Genomic DNA, 19,445 nt, shown 5'->3' with positions numbered 1-19,445 from the left:
TCTACTCCTTGAAACTGTTCATGAGGGCCGTGGACGATGGCCCGCGATAGTCGGCCAGAACGGCCTTGAGCCCTTCCTTTGCCATGCGCTCCCGGATCGCGAGGACCGAAGGGGCCAGATGAAGCAGCGCGTCCGACTCGGCGATCGCTCCCAGAGCCTGCCGGAATCCGGCGGCCTCGGCGGCGCGGTTGATCGACTGCTTCTTGACCCGCAGCACGTCGGCCGGAATCAAGGCGATTCTGGCGGCGAGCGCCTCGACCGCCTCGACAAGGCGACCGGCCGGCACGACATGATTGGCCCATCCCCACACCACCGCGGTCTCGGCATCGATGCTGTTGCCGGGCACGAACGCGAATTCCTTGGCGCGCTTGGGCCCCACATGGGCGACCCAGCTCGGTGCGATCAGGCCTCCACCGATGGGAATGCCCGGTTCGCTGATCCGGGCGTCGTCGGCAACCACCGTGATGTCGGCAAAGGCGCACATCTGCCCGCCAACACCGGCACAATAGCCGTGAACCGCCGCGATCACCGGCTTGGGATGCTCCCACATGGCAAGCCAGCGGGCCAGGTTGGCGCTCAGCCTGTCGGCATCCGCGACGGGATCGTTCGCTCCCGCCCCGCCATACTGGCTGAGATCCATGCCGGCGCAGAAGCCCTTGCCGTTGGCACGGATGCCGACGACAGGAGCGCCTCCGGCCTTGAGCTCCTCGAGCGCCGCGGAGAACCGATCGAGCAACGCTCCCGAGAGCGCATTCGCCACTTCAGGCCGATTGAGGACGATCCAGCTGATCGTTTCCTTGTGCTCGATCAGGATCTCGCTCATTCGGCGCGTCCGATCGGGTTGAACGCCTTGACATGATATTCGGTGGTAAAGGTCGTGCGCAGTTCACGCCGCTTGAACTTCCATTGGCCATCGACCTTCACGACGATGTCGAAATACTGGCCGTAAAGAATGCCGTCGGAACGCTCCTTCACGTAGCGATGGATCGCCAGAACGACGGATCGAACGTTCGCCTCTGTCTCGCTTGCGAAGTCGACGACGATGTTCGAATTGTGGTGCGAAGTGCCGCGGAAGAAGGTGCCGATGCCTTCCAGCGTCTTGTTATACGCGTCCTTGCCGGTCGCACCGAAATTGGGAGCATAGCTCACTTCGCAGTCATCCACGAACAGGGCCGCCAGTTCTTCGGGATGGTTCATGTCGAGATGGTAGGAATAGTCGAACATCATTCGCTCGATCGCGGCTTTCTCGACCAACTGCTCTGCGGCGCTCAATGTCATGGGGACCTCTTCTCTCTAGGTGGTTTAAATGGTGAGGAGAATTTCGTGCAGGGTGCCGTCTTCAGGGGGCATGCGTGCGTGGGAAATCCGATGGGCCGGGCTCTGTCCCCGGCCAGCGCTGCGGCGTGTCCGAGGAAAATGCTTCCGCGATTTCAGACCAGGGCGCGATATGGACGGTGCGCATGTCCCGGGACCGGACGCGCCAGCCGGCGCTTTCGCGAACATATTCGTCCTGGTAGCGCACGGCGCCGAACGTCGATTGTCCGTGGAGAACCAGCTCGAGATGCGCGCCCACAAGTCCACGCGCCCTGTCATCGCCCTCGAAAGTGAACAGTGCATAGTTGGGCGTGTGCAGCGTCAGGCCCATGTTCTTGCGCTGCCCGACGATGAATTCGACGATTCCGCCTGGTCCCGTCCCAAGAACATGTCCTGAAACAGCGAAAGTCGCATCCTGCGTGAACGTCTCGCGAATCGTATCGAGATCGTCCCCGTCGGAGGCGAGAAAATAGCGGACGACCAGCTCTTCGAGTTCGACCCGATCTTCGAGCCGACTCACGCGCCTGGAAATGTCTGTCATGACGCCTCTCCTCTCCGGCATAGATTGACGGCAAGATTGTTTACAGTCAACGTATATGTTGACGGCCCTGCCGAACTGCCATGCTCGGGGCCGTGGGAGGAATGCTCATATGTTTGGCCTGAAAGACATCGAAGCGGAAGCGGACCGGCTGCTGAGGGACGTCCCCGACGGCCCGGAACTGGACCCGCTCGCGAGAGCCCTGATCACGCTGGCCGTTCGCGTCTCGGTCGTTTCCTTGCGCACCGATGAAATCGGAGAGGCCATCGCCACTGCACGAGCGGCAGGCGCCACCACCGAGCAGATTCAGGAGATCATCAATCTGGTTTCGGGTCTTGGGGTTCATTCGCTGATGGTTAGCGCCGTGCTGGTCCTCAACGGAGAGGGCGCCCCTTCGCCACTGGATGCCGAACAGCAGGAACTATGGGCGCGCCATGTGGGAGACGATCCCTATTGGAAGGTCTTCGATGCCGAACTGCCGGGTTTCCTTGAAGCGCTGCTGCGCATCTCGCCGGCGGCATTTCGCGGCTTTTTCGACTATTGCGCGATTCCCTGGGCGACGCGCCACGTCCGCGCCGTAACCAAGGAACTGGCGGCAATGGCCTGCGATGCCAATCCCGGCCACCGCTTCGGGCCAGGCTTCCGGTTGCATCTGCGCAACGCGATCAAGCTCGGCGCGGGCAGGAAAGCCGTTCTCGAGAGCCTCAGGATCGCCGCGGCCGCGCCCGAGCATATCGGCGTTCCCTGAACGTCGGTGCAGCCCGAAGGATATCAGTCAACATAGACGTTGACATACCGAGGCCGAGACGCAAGACTTTATATGAGAATCGCAGGCAATTGCGACCCAACCTGCTGCTGGGAGAGTGATTTGATGGCAAGGATGCCCGAGCATATCGTCACGGAAGTTTCGACGATCGGCGACCTGTTGCTCCGCGCCGCGGACCTACAGCCCGATCGGGAAGCCGTTGTCCTGCCCGAGCGTGGCATCAGCTACCAGGACTTGCGACGGGGCGCGGAACGCTTTGCACAAAGCCTCGCCTCGCTCGGCGTGGAGCCGGGTCAGAATATCGGCCTCTTCCTTCCCAACAGCATCGAATATGTCGAGGCTTTCTTCGGCATAGCACTGCTTGGTTGCGTCGCGGTTCCACTCAATATCAGGCACAAGGCCTCCGAAATCGGCTATATCATAGCCAATGCCGAACTCAGGGCATTGGTGACGAGCGGCGCTGACACGCAATATGTCGACCTCCCGGGAGTGCTGCTCGAGGCGTTGCCGTCTCTGCACAACTACCCCATCGGCGGCGGCGACCCCTTGTCGCTGCCGGAAGCGCCCGCGCTGAAACACATCGTCAACGTCGGGAGTACGAATGCGCCCGGAATGCTGCCCAGAAGGACGGTCGAGGCGCTTGGCGATGCCGGATCTCCGGTCCATATCGAGAGCATCAGGCGCAGAGTGCGCGTCCGCGATACCGCCCTCATCCTATACACATCCGGGACGACCGCCGCGCCCAAGGGATGCATGTTGAGCCACGAGGCGGCGACGCGCGGCCCCGTCGAGCGCGCGCGCTATCGTCTGTCGGGCGGGGGCCATGACGTGGCCTGGGGAGCGGGACCGCTTTTCCACATCGCCCCCTTGGCGGGACTCATCGGCTCCGTCGGCGTGGCCGGCACATATCNCACGGACACCTATTTCGATCCCGCTCGCGCCATCGACTTGATGGTGCGGCACAAGGTCACCGTCGCCTGGCCATGGTTCTCCGCCATCGTGCAAGGGGTCATCGATCACCCGGACTTCGACCCCAAGGCCCTGCCCGACCTGCATCATCTGTTCATCATCGCGCCCGAAGCTCTGGTGGAACGGATCCAGGACCTGCTTCCGCAGACCGAAATCATCCAGGGGTGCGGGATGACCGAGACTGCTGGTATCTTCGCCATCAACGAGCCACAGGACGACCGGCGAACGCGTTCGACTACGCAGGGCAAACCCTTCCCCGGCGTCGAGGTGCGTATCGTCAATCCCGACGATGGGCACGAACAGCCCGCTGGCGAGATGGGCGAGATCTGGGTGCGTGGCTACAATGTCATGGACGGCTACTACCGCAACGCGGAGCAGACAGCGGCGGCACTGACCCCGGACGGATGGCTCAGGACCGGTGACCTCTATACGCGCACGCCGGATGGGAACCTCGTTTTCGGCGGGCGGCTGAAGGACATGCTGAAAGTCGGCGGCGAGAATGTCGCGACCATGGAAGTGGAAGCCTTTCTGTGCGGTCACCCCGACGTCAAGCTCGCCGAAGTCGTGGGGATGCCCGATTCCCGGCTCGACGAAGTTCCCGTTGCTTTCGTCGAGCTGCGCGACGGCGCCTTGACCGATGCAGAGATGTTGATCGAGTTCTGCAAGGGCAAGATCGCGAGCTACAAGGTACCGCGCAGGATATTCCTCATCTCCGGGTCGGACTGGCCGATGTCGGCGACCAAGGTCGATAAACGGGTCTTGCGGGAACGGGTGAGACTATCCGTGACGGCATCTGCCTGAGCGCGGAGGAAGGCTGCAAGCTTCCCGTCGCTCTCATCCCGCTATCGGCCGAACGAAACCTGCTGGTGATTGTGGCGAGCAGGTAAGGTACTGTTTCTGTGCCAAAATGTTGGTTCAACCCTGCGACCAAGCGGCAGCCAGCCCGCCTATCAACATTTACGTTGACAAATATCGAATCGACTGGCATAGGTTGAAAAAAGGGATGAGGAGGGATTACACTGATTCTCTTTGGCCTTATGGCGGAAAAATCCTGACATAGTGAAGATTCTCCGGTGCGCTTTGGTGCAGGGGTATCGCTATATGTTTTTGCTGCGCTGAATTTATGCTCACACCCATTTGGGTTGTGGCAAAGTTTGTCCCGAAATTTAGCATTGATGAGCGGTTCCTGCGACATTTCCCAGGAGACATTTCGCATCATGTTCTTACCAATATTGGTCAAGCGGACACCGAAGCCGCGTCGAAACATTCATTAGAAGGGGAGAGTAAATGCCGATCGCGCGTTTCCAAGGATTTCTCGTTTCTGCTTCATCCGTCAGCATCGCAGTCATGGGACTGGCGGCCCAGTCGGCATGGGCCCAGGCGCCGAACCAGTCCGCCGCCCAGCAGGATACGCCGGATCAATATGGCATCCAGGACATCGTCGTCACTGCGAACAAGCGTGAACAAAAACTCAACGATGTCGGCATCAGCGTGACCGCCATCGGCGCTTCCCAACTTCGGGAACGCCAGATCGTCAGCCTTCAGGACATCGCCTTGTCGGTCCCGGGCCTCACCTTCTCGCCGAGTGCCTCGAACACGCCCGTTTACACGCTTCGCGGCGTCGGTTTCAACGACACCACGCTTGGCGCCTATCCCGACGTTTCGGTCTATCTGGACCAGGCGCCGCTGCCCTTCCCGGTCATGACCAAGCTGACCGCCTTCGATCTCGAGCGCATCGAGGTACTCAAGGGACCGCAGGGAACGCTCTTTGGCAACAATGCCACCGGCGGCGCGATCAACTATATCGCGGCCAAACCCACCAATCATTTCGAGGCCGGCGCCTCGATCGGCTATGGGCGGTTCAACCAGATCATCGGCGATGCCTATGTCAGCGGCCCCCTTACCGAAACGCTCGGTGTCCGCCTCTCGGGCCATGTCGATCATGGCGACGACTGGCAGAAGAGCTATTCAACAGGGGAGAAGACCGGACGCAAGCGCAACTATGCCGGACGCCTGCTCATCGACTGGCAGCCGACCGATCGTCTCCGTGTCAACCTTAACCTGAACGGATGGCTCGAGCGCGGCGCTCCCCAGGCCGTGCAGGTCATCGGCACGCGCTCGGCGATCCCGGGTGTTCCCAATCCGGTCGAGGGTGTACCGCTTGCGCCCGCAAATGCCCGTGCCGCTGATTTTAGCTCGAACATCGACCCCAGAAACCACAACGATCTCTGGCAGATCGCCGGGCGGATCGACTTCGATGTGACCGACGACATCACGGTGACGTCGCTTACATCCTACACCGACTACAAGCAGCGCATGAGCTTCGACGGTGACGGCGTCGTCGGGAACAACGCCGACTTCAAGCATTTCGACGGCAGCATCAAGAGCTTCTCCCAGGAATTGCGCGTCGCCAACGCGGCCAGCAATCGCTTCCGCTGGGTTATCGGCGGCAACTATTCGAGCGACAAAGCGCGCGACAGCTCCCACCTGGTCTACGGTGACTCCACGATCTTCACCGGCTCCGGCATCTTCGAGTCCGCCTTCCGGGCCAATCAGGACATGAAGAACTACGCCGCGTTCGCCAACGGCGAGTTCGACGTCGGGAATTTCACGCTCAAGGGCGGCGTCCGCTACACCAAGGCCAACCGCAAGGCAAATTCCTGCTTCTACGGCGTGCCGGACAATGACAGCTACCTTCCCTTCGTTCCGCTTTATACTTTCTTCGCGAACAATCTGCGCGCAGCCAACGGCCTGCCGCCAATCGACACCGTCGACGCGCTTTCGTGCATGACGATCGATACGACAGGCCTCAACGGCAATTCGCCGACCTATCTGCCCGGCGCATTCACCGGCAAGCTCAACGAGGACAATGTATCCTGGCGCGCAGGTGTGGACTACAAGCCCCGGCCCGGCCTGCTTCTGTACGCGAACGTCTCGAAGGGCTATAAAGCGGGTAGCTTCCCCTCCGTCGCGGCCTCGACCACCGAACAGAGCCTGCCGGTCAAGCAGGAATCGCTGCTTTCCTATGAGGCAGGCATCAAGGCGACGCTGCTGGACCGCACCTTGCAGCTCAATGCGGCCGGCTTCCACTACGACTATCGCGACCGGCAGATCCGCTCGAAACTGATCGACCCGAACTTCGGCGTGCTCGACGTGCTCGTCAATGTTCCCAAGAGCTCGGTGACCGGCTTCGAGGTCGAACTCAACGCGCAACCGATCCCCGGCTTCAACGCCTATGCCAACTTCACCTATCTGGATTCCGAGATCAAGCGGTTCGTCGGTCTCAGTGCGGAAGGCGTTGCAGGCGACTTCAAGGGTGCTTCGCTTCCCTATACGCCCAAATATCAGATTGGAACCGGACTCAGCTACGAGTTCAATGCCTCGGATCGAATAAAGCTCTTCACGGGCGCGGATCTCACTTTCCGCAGCGAAACAAATGCGATCATCGGCGGCTCGCAACTGTTCGACATCCGGGACTATGCTCTTCTCGATCTGCGCGCTGGCGTCAAGGATGCCGACGACCGCTGGAGCCTCCAGTTCTGGGGCAAGAACGTGACGAACCAATATTATTGGACGAACGTTGCCAGCTTCTTCGATACCTACACACGTTGGGCGGGCCAGCCCGCCACATATGGCGCTACGTTCAGCGTCAAGTTCAAGTGATCGGTCGGGCCGGTCTTCGATCGGAAGACCGGCCCTTTCTCGTTGCGGCGCCCAATATCCAAGTTGCGATGATTGCTGACAATGAACGATACCGATCCCTAACAACGCCGGAATTGCGCTAGATGCCGTAATGCAAGCGCGTGAAGCGAATAGTCGCCATCCGGAGACCAATCGCTGTCTCCATGCCCGCGAGCGTCGTAGTTCACGACGAAATAACCGCGATCAGCGAGCCGTTTCATCGCATCGGCCCAGCTATGTCGTGTCTGGCCGCCGCCGTGCAGCAGTATGACGGTAGGCTTATCGGGAGATCCGGCGACATCGCTGATCAGCGTCAAACCATCGGGTGTTGAGAAGCACCGCTGTTCCATCGCATTCGCTAAAGCCGTCCCCGGGATTGATGATGCCGACAACTTGCTTACCGCAACGAACCGTCGAATAGCGCGATGAGCTCTCGCCAATGGCGTTCCGCAGCCGCTTCATCGAACACGGGAAAGTCAGCCATGGTGAAGCCGTGCAGTGCGTCGCTGTAGATCTCACATCGATGGTCGACGCCAGCATCTGTCAGCGATCTTTCCAGGCGCTCGGCCATTTCGGGAGGATACCAATCATCCTTGTCGGCACCGGCGATATAGACGCGCGCCTTCATCGAGGACGCCAGCAAGTGCGGGCTGGTATCCGCATCCGTTGCAAGGTTGCCGCCATGAAAGCTGGCTGCCGCGGCAAAGCGATCCGGCCAGGTTCCGGCGATCGACAGCGCGATGCCACCCCCCATGCAATAGCCGGTGACGCCATATCGTCCACTGGCTACATCTGAACGCGCGTCAAGCCACGTGATGAACGCTTTCGCATCCTGCGCTGCTCTGTGATTATCGGTTGACGCAAACAGATATCCGATCGCTCCCATGATATCACTGCCGGCAAAGACGTCGGCAGGCACTAACGGACCATAGGGGCCGGCCCGATAATAGAGGTCAGGCAACAGGACAGCATATCCGTTGTCGGCCATTCGCTGCGCCATCTGAAAAAGCGTCGGACGGATACCGAACCCATCCATGCAGAAGACTACGCCAGGCCAAGCACCCTCCCCTGTCGGGGTGAAGAAATATGCAGGGCATAAACCGTCAGCGGTCTCGATTGTCAACTTTTCCTGTCTCACAGAGTCGCTTCCATCAACATCCTCGTTGACCTCTCGGATAGCAAATTCCCTTGATAAGGCAACGATTGCTTATTCAATGTCGAGGCGTGCCTTACATTCGGTTCGTCATGAACTTTCAGTCCAAGGGCGAGCCACTCGGCGCCTCACACTACGGCCAGATCTACGAGATCGTGAAGCAGCTACGCGGTGAGGCCGAGGCACGCCAGCTGGACAAGGCGCGGGTCGGCCTCGCGCAGGTCTTCGGCGCATGGGGGCACTGCGGCGTGTCGATCCTAAAACAGGGTTGGTGAGGTCCGTCCGGCGGTCGTTACTTTCTCTGCCCCCTCCCTTCGGCCGCCCGCCAGATGCCCGGGCGGCAGCAGTCATTTTTCGAGGCGATGTGTTGCCTCAGGTTCCGGCAAAGCAGAAAGGCTGAGCATTTTCATGGACGGGAGCGGTGTAGGCGCGATCGTGACCGGTGGGGCATCTTGCTTGGGAGCCGCGACGGCGCGGATGCTGGCGGCAAATGGTGCCAGGGTCGCGATTTTCGACCTCAGTCTCGAAGCTGGGCAAGCGCTCGCAAGCGAGATCGGCGGAGCGGCGTATGCCGTTAATGTCGCCGATGACGCATCCTTCTCGGAGGCAGTATCGGTTGGCCGGTCGCGTGACAACCGGGAAGGCATCGCCGCCTTCATCGCCAAGCGCCCGCCCAATTTCGGACACACAGACTGATCGTTCGCACATGCTTGTCACCACAAAGGAACCGCTATGACCGCCTATCTCATCCAGAGCCGTCTCGAGACGACCGATGAGGCCGAACTTGATACGTACAGCGCGCTGGCGCGGCCGACATTGGCGGGCCACCCAGTCACCCCGCTCGTAGTCTATGGTGATCAACTGACCCTTGAGGGCGAACCGTCGGAGGGCGTCGTTATCTTCGCGTTCCCTAGCAAAGCCGAGGCGTTGGCCTGGTATCAGAGCCCGGATTATGCAGCAGCCCGCGAGCATCGGGCCAAGGGCGCGCGCTATCAGGTCACGCTGGTCGAAGGTCTTTGGTGGAGAACAATGCTCTGATTTCCGGTCCATTCAGCGAGGAACGCGCCGGCTTCTCGACCATCGCCGACACGGTCGCCGTGCCTGATGGTAATGGCGGCTGGCATGTCAGCGGCAAGAAGAACTGGGCCACCTTCATCGAGGGTGCCGATATCGTGACGTTCAACGCGACGATCACCGACGCGGACGGCACATTGCCGACGGACTACAAGGAGCATGCCGCCCGGGAATCGATCTTCATCATTCCAACCTCGGCCCCCGGAATCAGCATCGAACGCACCTGGAATACGTTCAGCATGCGCGCTTCGGGCACGCAAACGGCCACCTTCGACAAGGTCCCCGTTCCGGCCGACGCCTATGGTGGCCCGTTCCGTACCGGCCTCATCGGCGAAATGGAATGGGTCGTCTTCGCCTTCTCGGGCGTGTATCTCGGTATTGCCGATCGAGCCATTCGGCTTTCGCGCGAGTCGATCGCGAAAAAGAAGCTCGGTCATACTGTTTCGGGCGAGAATCTTTCCGTCAAGGACGTCGGTTACGTGCAGTATCAGCTTGGCCAGGCACTGGTCGAGCTTGAGATGGCGGAACGGACGCTGCGGGGCACGGCGATCACGCTGACCGAAGAGGGCGACGCCGAGTGGAGTGCGGCAGAGCGGCCGGCCAGGCTTTCGATCGCCAAGATAGCCGCGACGGAGGCTGCCATCAAGGTCACCGACATCGCTATGCGGCTCGCAGGCGGCGGCGCCATCCGGCGCGGTCCGGCTCTCGAGCGTGCATTCCGCGACGCGAGGGCGGGTATCTACCACCCGCTCTCCAACGACGCGACCTTCGAGACGCTAGGGAAGGCTCAACTGGGCTTGCTCGGTTAAGCTGCGCTCTCCGAGAAGGGGGAGGCGCCGGTCGAGTCGGCCGGAGAACGTCTCCTCCGCTCCAACCAGTCGAATTTCCAACTTATCCTATACGTCAGCTTCGAGACCCTGATGGAAAAATGTACCCAGACGCAGCATTCGCTCTTTCCGGGCTGCTATTTGATGGGATGGAGATCTGCGCGGGTGGCTTTGGGCTGGCGGCATTCCGGATCGACGCGATCCGGGAGGCGGGTGTCAAGCAAGGAGCTGTCGATCGCGTCCAACAATGCCGGGATCGATGGCGCAGGACTACCGTCACCAATGGGTCGACATGATCGGCACCGATCTCTGCGTCTTCGATCGGCCCGACCATGGCAGCCCGTTCAGGCTGATCGAACTGGCGTTCGGCGTTACAGCCGACGAAGTCGCGGCTGAGACCACAACCCGATATCGGGTCACATGATGCTGGAGACGAAAATTGACGTTCCATACTGAACAGAAGGCTCTGGAGGACGCGTTCAGGAACGCAATGCGGCGCCATGCCAGCACTGTCGCGATCATCACAACCGGCGATGAATCGCAATGGGTGGGAATGGCTGCGACAGCGGTCTCTTCGGTCAGCAGCGATCCGCCTACCTTGCTCATTGTTGTCAACCGTGCTGCCAGCCTCGCGACGGCCCTACAGGCCCGAAAAAAGTTTTGCGTCAATCTGCTCGCCGAGAGACACAAGGATCTTGTGTCGGCCTTTGGTGGCAAGCTCAAAGGGCAGGACCGTTTCAAGGTCGGCGAATGGCGCCTGACGCCAGATGGACTGCCGACGCTAGTAGACGCATTGGCAAGTCTCGCTTGCGAAACCGTACAGGTTGTTGGTGCTGCCACCCATGACATTTATGTCGGACGTGTCGTTGGGGTCACGGTTCACCCTGACATCGATCCACTAGTCTGGATGGACGGACGTATAGCTACGATTATGGATCATATGTGAGTTATTTCTGTAAGCTGGTCAGGGGCAGCGATGCCCAAGCCAGCCTCACCAAATCGCACGACGAAATTGAGCGCGTATAACGCGGCGCTAAAATAGCATGGTTTTCTGGTACCTGGTTATCCGGAGATGCGGTGGCTATCGGCCACATGGGCGTCAACGCCGCCTTCTATCGGCGCTTACGTCCGACAATGCCCGACATTCATTGGACTTCGTGCTCACAGCAAGCATTGGTCGTCTCGTGAAGCGGGGCTCCTTCGGGGGGCCGCAGCCCTGACCGGCTCGACCGGCAGGGCCTTGGGTGGTGGGGCAGCCCTTCGTCGTGGTGCTGCTCTGATCGGAGACCACTCATGTCGAATACGAAACCTGCCACCAATCGCCCACGCCGCATGGCGCGGGAATTCCAGCACGAGGTCGTCCAACAGGATGCCGCGGCAAGTCAGCAACAGGCAGAGGCCAGCAAGGCTGTCGCCAAAACGCCGAGCAAGAACAGCCTGGTGCTGGAACTGCTGGCCCGAGCCGAAGGCGTCACGATCGAGCAGTTGGCCGCTGCCACCGGCTGGCTGCCGCACACCACGCGTGCGGCGCTGACCGGGCTCAGGAAGAAAGGCCATGTGATCGGAAGCGAGAAAGTAGAGGGCGTAGGGCGCGTCTACCGGGTCGTGACAGCCTGATGGCCTGTCGGACATACATGACCCTCGGGCGGCTGGCCGAACTGCCGCCCGAGGAGCTCAGGATGGAATGGGCGCGCCGCTACGGCGTGCCTGCTCCCAACCTTTCGCCCGAACTGCTGCGCCTGGGAATAGGCTATAGGTTGCAGGAGCAACGCCATGGTGGCCTTGGCCGTTCAACCCGCTCGCTGCTGCGCCAGCACGCGGCGCGAGCAGGGAAGAGCGAGACAAAGGGACCCTCTCTTCGCAAGCTGATGCCCGGCACGCGGCTGGTTCGTGACTGGCATGGCGTGGGGCACACCGTAGTCGTGCTGGAGAATGGCTTCGAGTACGATGGCCGGTACTGGAAGTCGCTGACTGCCGTCGCCAGGGCCATTACCGGCGCGCACTGGAACGGCCCGCGATTCTTTGGTCTGTCGGAGCCGAAGCAGTGAAGCCGCTGCGTTGTGCGGTCTACACCCGCAAGTCCACCGAGGATGGGCTGGAGCAGGAGTTCAACAGCCTCGATGCCCAGCGGGAAGCGTGCGAAGCTTATATCCTGAGCCAACGGCATGAAGGTTGGTCGCTCGTGCCGGGCCGGTACGATGACGGCGGTTTTTCCGGCGGTAACATGGAGCGTCCCGGCCTCAAAACACTCCTGGCCGATGTCGAGGCCGGCCTCGTCGATGTCATCGTCGTCTACAAGGTCGATCGCCTGACCCGCAGCCTCGCTGACTTCGCCAAAATCGTTGAGCGGCTGGACGCAAGGGAAGCGAGCTTCGTCTCGGTCACGCAGGCCTTCAACACGACGACCAGCATGGGGCGCCTGACGTTGAACGTCCTCCTCTCCTTCGCGCAGTTCGAGCGCGAGGTCACCAGCGAGCGCATCCGCGATAAGATCGCCGCATCCAAGAAGAAAGGCCTGTGGATGGGCGGACCGGTGCCGCTGGGCTACCAGGTCGTCGAACGCAAGCTTGTCCCTATGCCCGGGGAAGCAGAGCGCGTGCGCGCCATCATGCGTCGCTACCTTGAGATCAGGTCAGTGCCCGCGCTCATCGAGATCCTCAGAGCCGAAGGTGTCGTCACCAAGGTCCAGAACCGTGCCAGCGGGCCCCACCGGGGTGGCATTCCCTTTGCGCGGGGCAGTCTGTTCCACCTGCTCAAGAATCCCATTTACCGCGGCAAGATCGTCCACAAGGGCAAGGTCTACGATGGCGAGCACGATCCCATCGTCGATGAGCAGTTGTGGAACGCCGTCCAGGCCCAGCTCAAGGAGAAGGCGCCGCCCCGGAAGCGCCCCGCCAACGAGCCCCAGCGTGGATTGTTGCAAGGATTGCTGACCGATCCCCACGGGCGACCAATGGTGCCCACTTACGGGTCAAACAAGGTGCGGCGCTATGCCTATTACGAAACCCGCAAGGATCTGGCCCGGCCCGGCGATCCACCCAGCTTGCGGTTCCGGCGCGGCCAGCTGGAGCAGCATCTTGTTGAGCATCTTGAGCAATTGCTCAATGACGAGCATGCTTTGCGGCATCTCTCCGGTGTTGACGAAGCACATCAGTTGCGGACCATCTTCTCCACCGGGCATCTGCTGTCGATCCAGCTGCGAGAATTGGGCAAAGTCGAAACAGCTGTCCGCTCACTGGTCGCGTCGGTGATGGTGCAGGCTGATCGGATCGATATCCACCTCAATGCCGGCGCTCTGAACCCCATTATGGATGGCATCTGGAAATGGCATATTCCGCTGCCTGCACGACGACCGTTCCGGGAAGCCCGGTTGCGGATAGATACCGCCGCTGTGGGGGAGATCGGCAATGAGCAGCTGCTCCAACTGCTGACCAGTGCTTTCGAAGCCCAGGGGCTTGTTCAGGCATCACCGGATCTCAGCCTCAATCAGCTCGCCAGGCGGGAGGGGCGCTGCCGCACCCAGCTTGCGAGACTTCTTCGCATCGCGTGGCTTAGCCCTCGGATCGTTGAATCCATCGTTGCCGGCAACCAACCACGATCGCTGACCCGCAAGAGTCTGCTTGCCATCGACATTCCGGTCGACTGGGTCGAGCAGGAGCGCATGCTCGGCTTCGAAGCCTGAGCCAGCAGACCAACCCAGAAAATGTGAGGTGAAGCCGGGTTCTCGTGAACAGAGAACCCGGCCTGTTTTTGGCTCTGTGTTTTGGCTTTCCGCGTCTCTCTGGCTTCACCAGCCGTAACATGTGTCGCAAACCCCCGCAGAACTGCGCCACTTCATGTGAGCAGGGCGCCCGAAGGCGAAAATCGATTACCTTGTAGGACTGTTTGGTGCGGTCGAGAAGACTCGAACTTCCACGGCCTTTCGGCCACAACGACCTCAACGTTGCGCGTCTACCAGTTCCGCCACGACCGCACATCGAGAAGGGCCCCGAGAGCGGGGCGCTGGCAGGCGCGTGCCTCTAGCAAAGCAATACGGGGGTGGCAACGGGCGAAATCGCTTTTCTGCACGGAATCTGCCGCGCCTCAATTCTTGAGCCAGAGGGGCAGCCCGGCGACCACCAGCGCAACCTTGTCGGCGGCGGCGGCAACCGCCTGGTTGAGCCAGCCCGCCCGATCGCGGAACGCCCTGCCCAGCGGGGTTTCCGGAACGATGCCGAAGCCCACCTCATTGCTCACCAGCACCAGCCGGGCGGCCGGGCAGGCCCCGATCGCCGCCACCAGCGCGCGAGCCTCGGCATCCAGATCCGCGCCGGCCAGCATGCGATTGGAAAGCCAGAGCGTCAGGCAATCGACCAGCATCGTCGCGCCGGGATCGACCCCCGCGATCGCCGCCGCCAGATCGTGCGGCGCCTCCCGCGTCGTCCAGCGCGGACCCCGATCGGCCTGGTGGCGGGCGATGCGATCGGCCATCTCGCCATCCAGCGCCTCGGCGGTGGCGACATAGACGAGCGGCCCCGATTCGGCCTCCGCCAGCGCCTGGGCAAAGCGGCTCTTGCCCGNTCGCGCGCCCCCGATCACCAGCGTCGAAACCCGCATGCCACGCCCCTTTTCCCGTCCTTCCGGCAAGGCCGCCATGCCCCGCGCACGCGCGCCACGCAACATCGCTCCGCCGGGGTTGCAGAAGCCGAAAGCCTCGTCTATCAGGCGCCCTCCCGCGCCGTGGCGCAGGGTTCCCGGCACGCCAACCACGTGCACAAATGACGGGAAAACGCGCCATCGCGATGGTGTGGACAGGTGGCCGAGTGGTTAAAGGCAGCAGACTGTAAATCTGCCCGCGTGAGCGTACGCTGGTTCGAATCCAGCCCTGTCCACCACCCCCACTCTCTTCCAAGCGCCGATAATCGCAGAAGCCTGGGGTTTCCCCGGCTTTCGCGGCGATACGCGTTCCCAGCCGTCCGGCCGAATTGGCGCCTATCTCAACGCGTTGGGTCCGTGCTCGATTGGGCCTGTTCGAACGGCTATCGAGATTCGGATGCGCCCATGCAGTCGGTGACAAAGGGCCTTCCGCGCCAAACTCAAAAATGATGGGCGTCACGCCGCCATGCCCCATGGAGATGGGGCGGCATTTCTGGTGGAACTCACACGCAATCGCTTGCGCGATAGCTGCCATTTCCAGGCGCGCGCTTGGTGCGCGGGCCGGCAGGTTGCCTGCCGGCCCGGCTCGGTCAGCGCCTGGGGGCGCGGGGGCTGGTGGGCGCGAAGGTGTCGCCGAAAAAGTCCTTCGCATACCAGAGCGGTTGCGTGTCGGCATCGGCCATGGCGCGCATGATGCGGTAATTGGCCTCGGCGAAGCGGGCGCCGGCATTCCAGTCGATCTTCTGGTTCATGTCGTCGCCGGGGTGGTGGTAATTGCCGCCGAGGAAGGCGCCCCACGCCTTTTCGCCGCCATTGGCGAAACCGGTCGCCAGGAACACGGCCGGCACGCCCTGCTTCACGAACATATAATGGTCGGAACGGACGAAGATGCTTTCCTGGGGCATAGGATCGGGCGAAAGGCTGATGCCCATCGGCGCCACCGCGCCGGCCACGATCGGCCCCAGCGATGAATGATCCGCGCCAAAGGCGGTGACGTCGGTAAAGGGATAGAGCAGCAGCGGCATATCCAGATCGACATTGCCGACGATCGAGCGGATCGGCACGCTGGGATGACGCGCATAATAATCGGCGCCGATCAGGCCCTTTTCCTCGCCGGTGGAGGCGAGGAAGATGATCGAGCGGCGCGGCTTCACCGGTGATGCGGCCGCCGCGCGGGCCACTTCCAGCATCGTGGCGATTCCGGCGGCATTATCCAGCGCGCCATTGTTGATGCGATCGGTATCGGCCGTGTCGCCCGGCTTGGCCGGGCTGATGCCGATATGGTCGAGATGGGCGGACAGCACCACATATTCGTCCGCCAGCTTCGGATCGGATCCGCGCAGCATGGCGACGACATTGGGGCTGGTGACCCGCCTGGTGGTGCTCTCATTCCGGATGCGGATGCTGGATTTGAGCGCGAAGCCCTTCGGCCGGCCGCCTTCCTTGTCGGCTTCCGCCCGGATGACGGCCAATGTCCTGGGCGCGCCGGCAAACACGGCTTCGGCCACCGGATCGTTCAGGCTGGCGCTGGCGCGGATGGCGGGCGCATCGTCGAAAGGCTGGCCTTCGGGGCTGACCCAGGTGAAATCCGGCTCGTCGGCGAAATGCACCATCTGCGCCCACGGCCGGGTCTTCATCGACAGCAGCGTGCCGACGGAAACCATGCCGATGGCGCCATGGGCCTGGGCGGCCTGGCGCTTGGCGGCGCTGACATGCGCCCCTTCTTCGCTGGGCAGGCCCTTGGGATAGCCACGCAACGCGACAACGATCTTGCCGCGCACGTCCAGTCCCGCATAATCGTTGATGCCGAGCTTCCTGTCCTCGATCCCATAGCCGACGAAGACCAGCGGCGCGGAGATATCCAGATGGCTCTCGCTGGCGCTGAGGCCGATCAGGACATCGCTGCCATGCGTCCAGTCCTTTCGGCCGGCCGGGCCGGTGACGGTGAGCGTACCGGGGGTATCGGTGCGATCGGTCTGCTGCAGGGTGATGCGCTGATACCAGGTGCCGTTGTCCCCGGCCGGCTTCAGGCCGAATTCCTCGAACCGGCTGGCGACATAGCGGGCGGCGATTTCATGGCCGCGGCTGCCGGTATCGCGGCCTTCCAGCAGATCATCCGACAGGAAGCGCACGATCGAGCGAATGCCTTCGGGGGTAAAGGCGGGATCGGCGGCCTGGGGCTGGGCAGAAAGCGGGGAGGCGAGAATGGCGAGCGGCAGCGCGGCCGCGAGAACGGAACGAAGTTTCAAGAGCGGGTTCCCAGAGACAATGGATGGCGGGACCCTATCAAAGGCGACAAGCCTGTCCAGCGCCGCAACCCGCCGGGCCTGGCTGCCGCGGCATCCGGCGCGGGCCAGGTGTCCCACCCGGCGTCAATGAGTCCCGGCCCCCTTCCAGCGCCGAGAGGTCAGCGGGACGCGCGCGAGGACAGGCCGGCCCTCACGACATCTCGGATTGCGGAATTATTTCCGGGCGGCCGGCAACCGGGTTCAATTTTGCACGAGACCCGAGAAGAAATCGACGAGCGCGAACGGCGCACGCTCGCCGAGCAGGAGCGCCAGCATATCATGTCCATCCGCAGCCGCCGCCGCACCACGCGAAAACATCGCCGCTTCATAGACGGCGAGCGCGGTCTCGATGTCGCCGGGATTGGCCGCGATCGCCTGCCCCAGCTCCGCGCCGTCGAGCAACGCCAGATTCGCGCCTTCGCCGGCGGGCGGCGCCAGATGCGCGGCGTCACCCAGCAGCGTAACCCCGGGCACGCGATCCCATCGGTGGCCGGTCGGGAGCGCGTATAGCGGGCGCAGAACCGGGGGCGCCTCGCCATCGGTGATCAGGGCCGTGAGCGCGGGCGCCCAGCCGCCGAACTCGGCCGCCACACGCGCCGTCGCGGCGGCGGCATCGCCGAAGTCGATGCCGGCGAACCACGCGGCGGGGCGGTTCAGCGCGACATAGGCGTGGAGAATGCCTCCCGGCTCGCGATGCGCGAAAATCCCCTGCCCCGGCGCGAGCGCGAACAGGGCGCCTCCGCCGGCAGCCTGCGCCGTTGCGGGGTGCCGCACGTCGACGTCGCGAAGATAGGTCTCGACGAAGGTCGTGCCGACATATTCCGGGACGGCGCTCGAAAGCAGCGGACGGACTTTCGACCAGGCGCCGTCGGCGCCGACCAGAAAGCCGGTGGTCACGGTCGACCCATCCGTAAAACCAAGTTCGTATCGGCCCTCGCCGAGCGCCGCGACACCGGCGAGCTTCTTGCCCCAGCGGATCGCCTCCGCGGGCAGCGATTCCACGAGGATGCGCCGCAGATCACCGCGCAGCACCTCGGGCCGCCCGCCCGTGCCATCGTCGGGCAGGTCGAGCAGCACCGCGCCCTGCCGATCCAGCACGCGCGCGGCCTCTCCCCCCGCATGAATGATGGCGCGGAACTCTTCCGTGAGGCCGGCCGCGGCGAGGGCGACCTGCCCGTCCTGCGCATGGATGTCGAGCAGGCCGCCCTGCGTGCGCGCCATCGCCGAAGGCTCAGCCTCGTAGATTATGGCGGGTATGCCGTGAACATGGAGGACGCGGGCGAGGACCAGACCGCCAAGGCCCGCGCCGATGATCGTCACGGGNGTCATCATCGCATTCTCCGGATTTGATTGGAACGTCGTTCCACAACGCGCTGTTGGAACGGCGTTCCATTCATGTCAAGGTGGCGCCATGGCCACCAGGACCGCACGGCGCACGGGCGCCCTCTCCAAGGAACGGATCGTCGAAGCCGCGATCGGGATCCTCGACACGGACGGCGAAGGCGCGCTGACCTTTCGCGCGCTTTCGGCGCGGCTCGCGACCGGCAGCGGAGCGATCTATTGGCACATCGCCGACAAGCAGGCGCTGGTCGCGGCGGCGACCGACCACATCATCGCCGGCGTGATGGCCGGGTTGGCAACGCCTCGGGCGCCACAGGATGCGATCCGCGCCGTGGCTCTCGGCGTGTTCGATGCCCTCGACGCGCACCCCTGGATGGGGGCGCTGCTGTCCAGCGATCCATGGCAACGGGCGGTGCTTCGGATATTGGAAAACGTCGGAAGGCAGGTTCAGGCGCTGGGCGTGCCCGATGACGCACTGTTCAACGCAACCACCGCGCTCATGAACGCCATCCTGGGCATCGCCGCGCAGCATGCCGCCGCCGCCCGCCTGCCGCGCGACACCGAGCGCTCGGCCCACCTCACGGCCATGGCCGGGGAATGGGCCGAGCTCGATCCCGCCGAATATCCCTTCGTGCGGCAGCTGGCGGCGCACGTGCCCGGACACGACGACCGCGAACAGTTTCTGGCCGGCATCAATCTCGTCCTCACGGGCATCGAAAGCATCCGCGAGCGTTCGCCGCGATGATTGGCGCGAAGCTGCAGGCCTTAGAGTCTGATTCAAAACTATCGGGCCTGATTTCATGCTCTTGCGATGCGGCGAGTAAGGAGCTGGATCGAGGCGATGAACAGCCACGCGGTT

At 62.6% G+C, this 19,445-nt stretch carries 20 protein-coding genes, 2 tRNA genes and 2 pseudogenes; 15 read left to right on the top strand and 9 right to left on the bottom strand.

The window, feature by feature from the left end; genetic code table 11:
- Position 1 precedes the first annotated feature (1 nt).
- From BHE75_RS01045 to BHE75_RS01035, 3 genes are all read right to left on the bottom strand, one after another.
- Positions 2–823: an enoyl-CoA hydratase/isomerase family protein gene (locus BHE75_RS01045; RefSeq protein ID WP_070931786.1), complete on the bottom strand. Its 822-nt coding sequence runs from the start codon at positions 821–823 to the stop codon at positions 2–4.
- Positions 820–1,278: a nuclear transport factor 2 family protein gene (locus BHE75_RS01040; RefSeq protein WP_070931784.1), complete on the bottom strand. Its 459-nt coding sequence runs from the start codon at positions 1,276–1,278 to the stop codon at positions 820–822. Before BHE75_RS01040 ends, BHE75_RS01045 begins: the two co-directional genes overlap by 4 nt.
- A 61-nt stretch (positions 1,279–1,339) precedes the next feature.
- A complete protein-coding gene (locus tag BHE75_RS01035) occupies positions 1,340–1,855 on the bottom strand; it encodes a nuclear transport factor 2 family protein (protein ID WP_070931781.1) in 516 nt (171 codons plus the stop codon).
- A 109-nt stretch (positions 1,856–1,964) separates the two neighbouring features.
- Between BHE75_RS01035 and BHE75_RS01030 the strand changes: the two genes are divergently transcribed.
- From BHE75_RS01030 to BHE75_RS01020, 3 genes are all read left to right on the top strand, one after another.
- Positions 1,965–2,600, top strand: a complete 636-nt coding sequence (locus tag BHE75_RS01030; protein ID WP_070931779.1) for a carboxymuconolactone decarboxylase family protein — start codon at positions 1,965–1,967, stop codon at positions 2,598–2,600.
- A 72-nt stretch (positions 2,601–2,672) separates the two neighbouring features.
- Entirely contained in the window at positions 2,673–4,388 is a 1,716-nt protein-coding gene (locus BHE75_RS01025; protein WP_438830578.1) for a class I adenylate-forming enzyme family protein, read from the top strand.
- 486 nt (positions 4,389–4,874) lie between these two features.
- Positions 4,875–7,250 (top strand): TonB-dependent receptor, encoded by a 2,376-nt coding sequence (locus tag BHE75_RS01020; protein WP_070931775.1) that lies wholly within the window; start codon positions 4,875–4,877, stop codon positions 7,248–7,250.
- A 98-nt stretch (positions 7,251–7,348) separates the two neighbouring features.
- On the opposite strand, the gene BHE75_RS22980 is transcribed toward BHE75_RS01020, so the two are convergent.
- Positions 7,349–7,618 (bottom strand): alpha/beta fold hydrolase, encoded by a 270-nt coding sequence (locus BHE75_RS22980; RefSeq protein ID WP_084652824.1) that lies wholly within the window; start codon positions 7,616–7,618, stop codon positions 7,349–7,351.
- A 47-nt stretch (positions 7,619–7,665) separates the two neighbouring features.
- The gene (locus tag BHE75_RS01015) at positions 7,666–8,406 is read right to left on the bottom strand and encodes a dienelactone hydrolase family protein (protein ID WP_084652823.1); all 741 of its coding nucleotides are present in this window, start codon (positions 8,404–8,406) and stop codon (positions 7,666–7,668) included.
- 107 nt (positions 8,407–8,513) lie between these two features.
- On the opposite strand from BHE75_RS01015, the gene BHE75_RS01010 reads away from it, so the two are divergent.
- The 10 genes and pseudogenes from BHE75_RS01010 (at position 8,514) to BHE75_RS00975 (ending at position 14,004) form a co-directional block, all read left to right on the top strand.
- On the top strand, positions 8,514–8,696 hold the full coding sequence (locus tag BHE75_RS01010; RefSeq protein WP_139181598.1) for a thiolase C-terminal domain-containing protein: 183 nt from the start codon (positions 8,514–8,516) through the stop codon (positions 8,694–8,696).
- A 133-nt stretch (positions 8,697–8,829) separates the two neighbouring features.
- Complete coding sequence (locus tag BHE75_RS01005) at positions 8,830–9,117, top strand: SDR family NAD(P)-dependent oxidoreductase (RefSeq protein WP_070931771.1); 288 nt, start codon at positions 8,830–8,832, stop codon at positions 9,115–9,117.
- A gap of 36 nt (positions 9,118–9,153) precedes the next feature.
- Positions 9,154–9,459, top strand: a complete 306-nt coding sequence (locus BHE75_RS01000; RefSeq protein ID WP_070931769.1) for a DUF1330 domain-containing protein — start codon at positions 9,154–9,156, stop codon at positions 9,457–9,459.
- On the top strand, positions 9,441–10,304 hold the full coding sequence (locus BHE75_RS00995) for an acyl-CoA dehydrogenase family protein (RefSeq protein ID WP_070931767.1): 864 nt from the start codon (positions 9,441–9,443) through the stop codon (positions 10,302–10,304). The genes BHE75_RS01000 and BHE75_RS00995 overlap by 19 nt, the downstream gene beginning before the upstream one ends.
- A gap of 119 nt (positions 10,305–10,423) precedes the next feature.
- A pseudogene (locus BHE75_RS24805) lies at positions 10,424–10,595 on the top strand (succinyl-CoA--3-ketoacid-CoA transferase); the annotation flags it as partial.
- Positions 10,596–10,608: 13 nt separating this feature from the next.
- Positions 10,609–10,746: pseudogene (locus tag BHE75_RS22975) on the top strand (succinyl-CoA--3-ketoacid-CoA transferase); the annotation flags it as partial.
- 15 nt (positions 10,747–10,761) lie between these two features.
- Positions 10,762–11,268: a flavin reductase family protein gene (locus BHE75_RS00990; protein WP_254684328.1), complete on the top strand. Its 507-nt coding sequence runs from the start codon at positions 10,762–10,764 to the stop codon at positions 11,266–11,268.
- 347 nt (positions 11,269–11,615) lie between these two features.
- Positions 11,616–11,939 (top strand): DUF3489 domain-containing protein, encoded by a 324-nt coding sequence (locus BHE75_RS00985; protein ID WP_084652820.1) that lies wholly within the window; start codon positions 11,616–11,618, stop codon positions 11,937–11,939.
- Positions 11,940–11,956: 17 nt separating this feature from the next.
- Positions 11,957–12,370 carry a DUF2924 domain-containing protein gene (locus BHE75_RS00980; RefSeq protein ID WP_084652819.1) on the top strand — a complete coding sequence of 138 codons (414 nt, stop codon included), beginning with the start codon at positions 11,957–11,959 and terminating at the stop codon, positions 12,368–12,370.
- Positions 12,367–14,004, top strand: a complete 1,638-nt coding sequence (locus tag BHE75_RS00975; protein WP_070931762.1) for a recombinase family protein — start codon at positions 12,367–12,369, stop codon at positions 14,002–14,004. Before BHE75_RS00980 ends, BHE75_RS00975 begins: the two co-directional genes overlap by 4 nt.
- Before the next feature lie 204 nt (positions 14,005–14,208).
- On the opposite strand, the gene BHE75_RS00970 is transcribed toward BHE75_RS00975, so the two are convergent.
- Both BHE75_RS00970 and cobU read right to left on the bottom strand, forming a co-directional pair.
- Positions 14,209–14,295 (bottom strand) — tRNA-Leu (locus tag BHE75_RS00970).
- Positions 14,296–14,405: 110 nt separating this feature from the next.
- Positions 14,406–14,918 carry a bifunctional adenosylcobinamide kinase/adenosylcobinamide-phosphate guanylyltransferase gene (cobU, locus tag BHE75_RS00965; protein WP_070935338.1) on the bottom strand — a complete coding sequence of 171 codons (513 nt, stop codon included), beginning with the start codon at positions 14,916–14,918 and terminating at the stop codon, positions 14,406–14,408.
- 192 nt (positions 14,919–15,110) lie between these two features.
- Between cobU and BHE75_RS00960 the strand changes: the two genes are divergently transcribed.
- Positions 15,111–15,196 (top strand) — tRNA-Tyr (locus BHE75_RS00960).
- 351 nt (positions 15,197–15,547) lie between these two features.
- On the opposite strand, the gene BHE75_RS00955 is transcribed toward BHE75_RS00960, so the two are convergent.
- Positions 15,548–17,206 carry a M28 family metallopeptidase gene (locus BHE75_RS00955; protein ID WP_070931759.1) on the bottom strand — a complete coding sequence of 553 codons (1,659 nt, stop codon included), beginning with the start codon at positions 17,204–17,206 and terminating at the stop codon, positions 15,548–15,550.
- A gap of 240 nt (positions 17,207–17,446) precedes the next feature.
- A complete protein-coding gene (locus BHE75_RS00950; protein ID WP_254684327.1) occupies positions 17,447–18,574 on the bottom strand; it encodes an FAD-dependent oxidoreductase in 1,128 nt (375 codons plus the stop codon).
- A gap of 82 nt (positions 18,575–18,656) precedes the next feature.
- On the opposite strand from BHE75_RS00950, the gene BHE75_RS00945 reads away from it, so the two are divergent.
- Positions 18,657–19,331: a TetR/AcrR family transcriptional regulator gene (locus BHE75_RS00945; protein ID WP_070931755.1), complete on the top strand. Its 675-nt coding sequence runs from the start codon at positions 18,657–18,659 to the stop codon at positions 19,329–19,331.
- The last annotated feature ends 114 nt before the right edge of the window (positions 19,332–19,445 follow it).

Source organism: Edaphosphingomonas haloaromaticamans, from assembly GCF_001853345.1.
Taxonomy (GTDB): Bacteria; Pseudomonadota; Alphaproteobacteria; order Sphingomonadales; family Sphingomonadaceae; genus Sphingomonas_E; species Sphingomonas_E fennica.
The sequence above is the reverse complement of the archived record's forward strand: the minus strand, read 5'-3'. Positions and strand labels throughout refer to the sequence as shown.

Excerpts from the sequence above, each read along its gene's own strand:
- BHE75_RS01045 (WP_070931786.1), bottom strand. The coding sequence starts at position 823 with ATGAGCGAGATCCTGATCGAGCACAAGGAAACGATCAGCTGGATCGTC.
- BHE75_RS01040 (WP_070931784.1), bottom strand. The coding sequence starts at position 1,278 with ATGACATTGAGCGCCGCAGAGCAGTTGGTCGAGAAAGCCGCGATCGAG.
- BHE75_RS01035 (WP_070931781.1), bottom strand. The coding sequence starts at position 1,855 with ATGACAGACATTTCCAGGCGCGTGAGTCGGCTCGAAGATCGGGTCGAA.
- BHE75_RS01030 (WP_070931779.1), top strand. The coding sequence starts at position 1,965 with ATGTTTGGCCTGAAAGACATCGAAGCGGAAGCGGACCGGCTGCTGAGG.
- BHE75_RS01020 (WP_070931775.1), top strand. The coding sequence starts at position 4,875 with ATGCCGATCGCGCGTTTCCAAGGATTTCTCGTTTCTGCTTCATCCGTC.
- BHE75_RS22980 (WP_084652824.1), bottom strand. The coding sequence starts at position 7,618 with ATGGAACAGCGGTGCTTCTCAACACCCGATGGTTTGACGCTGATCAGC.
- BHE75_RS01010 (WP_139181598.1), top strand. The coding sequence starts at position 8,514 with ATGAACTTTCAGTCCAAGGGCGAGCCACTCGGCGCCTCACACTACGGC.
- BHE75_RS01005 (WP_070931771.1), top strand. The coding sequence starts at position 8,830 with ATGGACGGGAGCGGTGTAGGCGCGATCGTGACCGGTGGGGCATCTTGC.
- BHE75_RS01000 (WP_070931769.1), top strand. The coding sequence starts at position 9,154 with ATGACCGCCTATCTCATCCAGAGCCGTCTCGAGACGACCGATGAGGCC.
- BHE75_RS00985 (WP_084652820.1), top strand. The coding sequence starts at position 11,616 with ATGTCGAATACGAAACCTGCCACCAATCGCCCACGCCGCATGGCGCGG.
- BHE75_RS00980 (WP_084652819.1), top strand. The coding sequence starts at position 11,957 with ATGACCCTCGGGCGGCTGGCCGAACTGCCGCCCGAGGAGCTCAGGATG.
- BHE75_RS00945 (WP_070931755.1), top strand. The coding sequence starts at position 18,657 with ATGGCCACCAGGACCGCACGGCGCACGGGCGCCCTCTCCAAGGAACGG.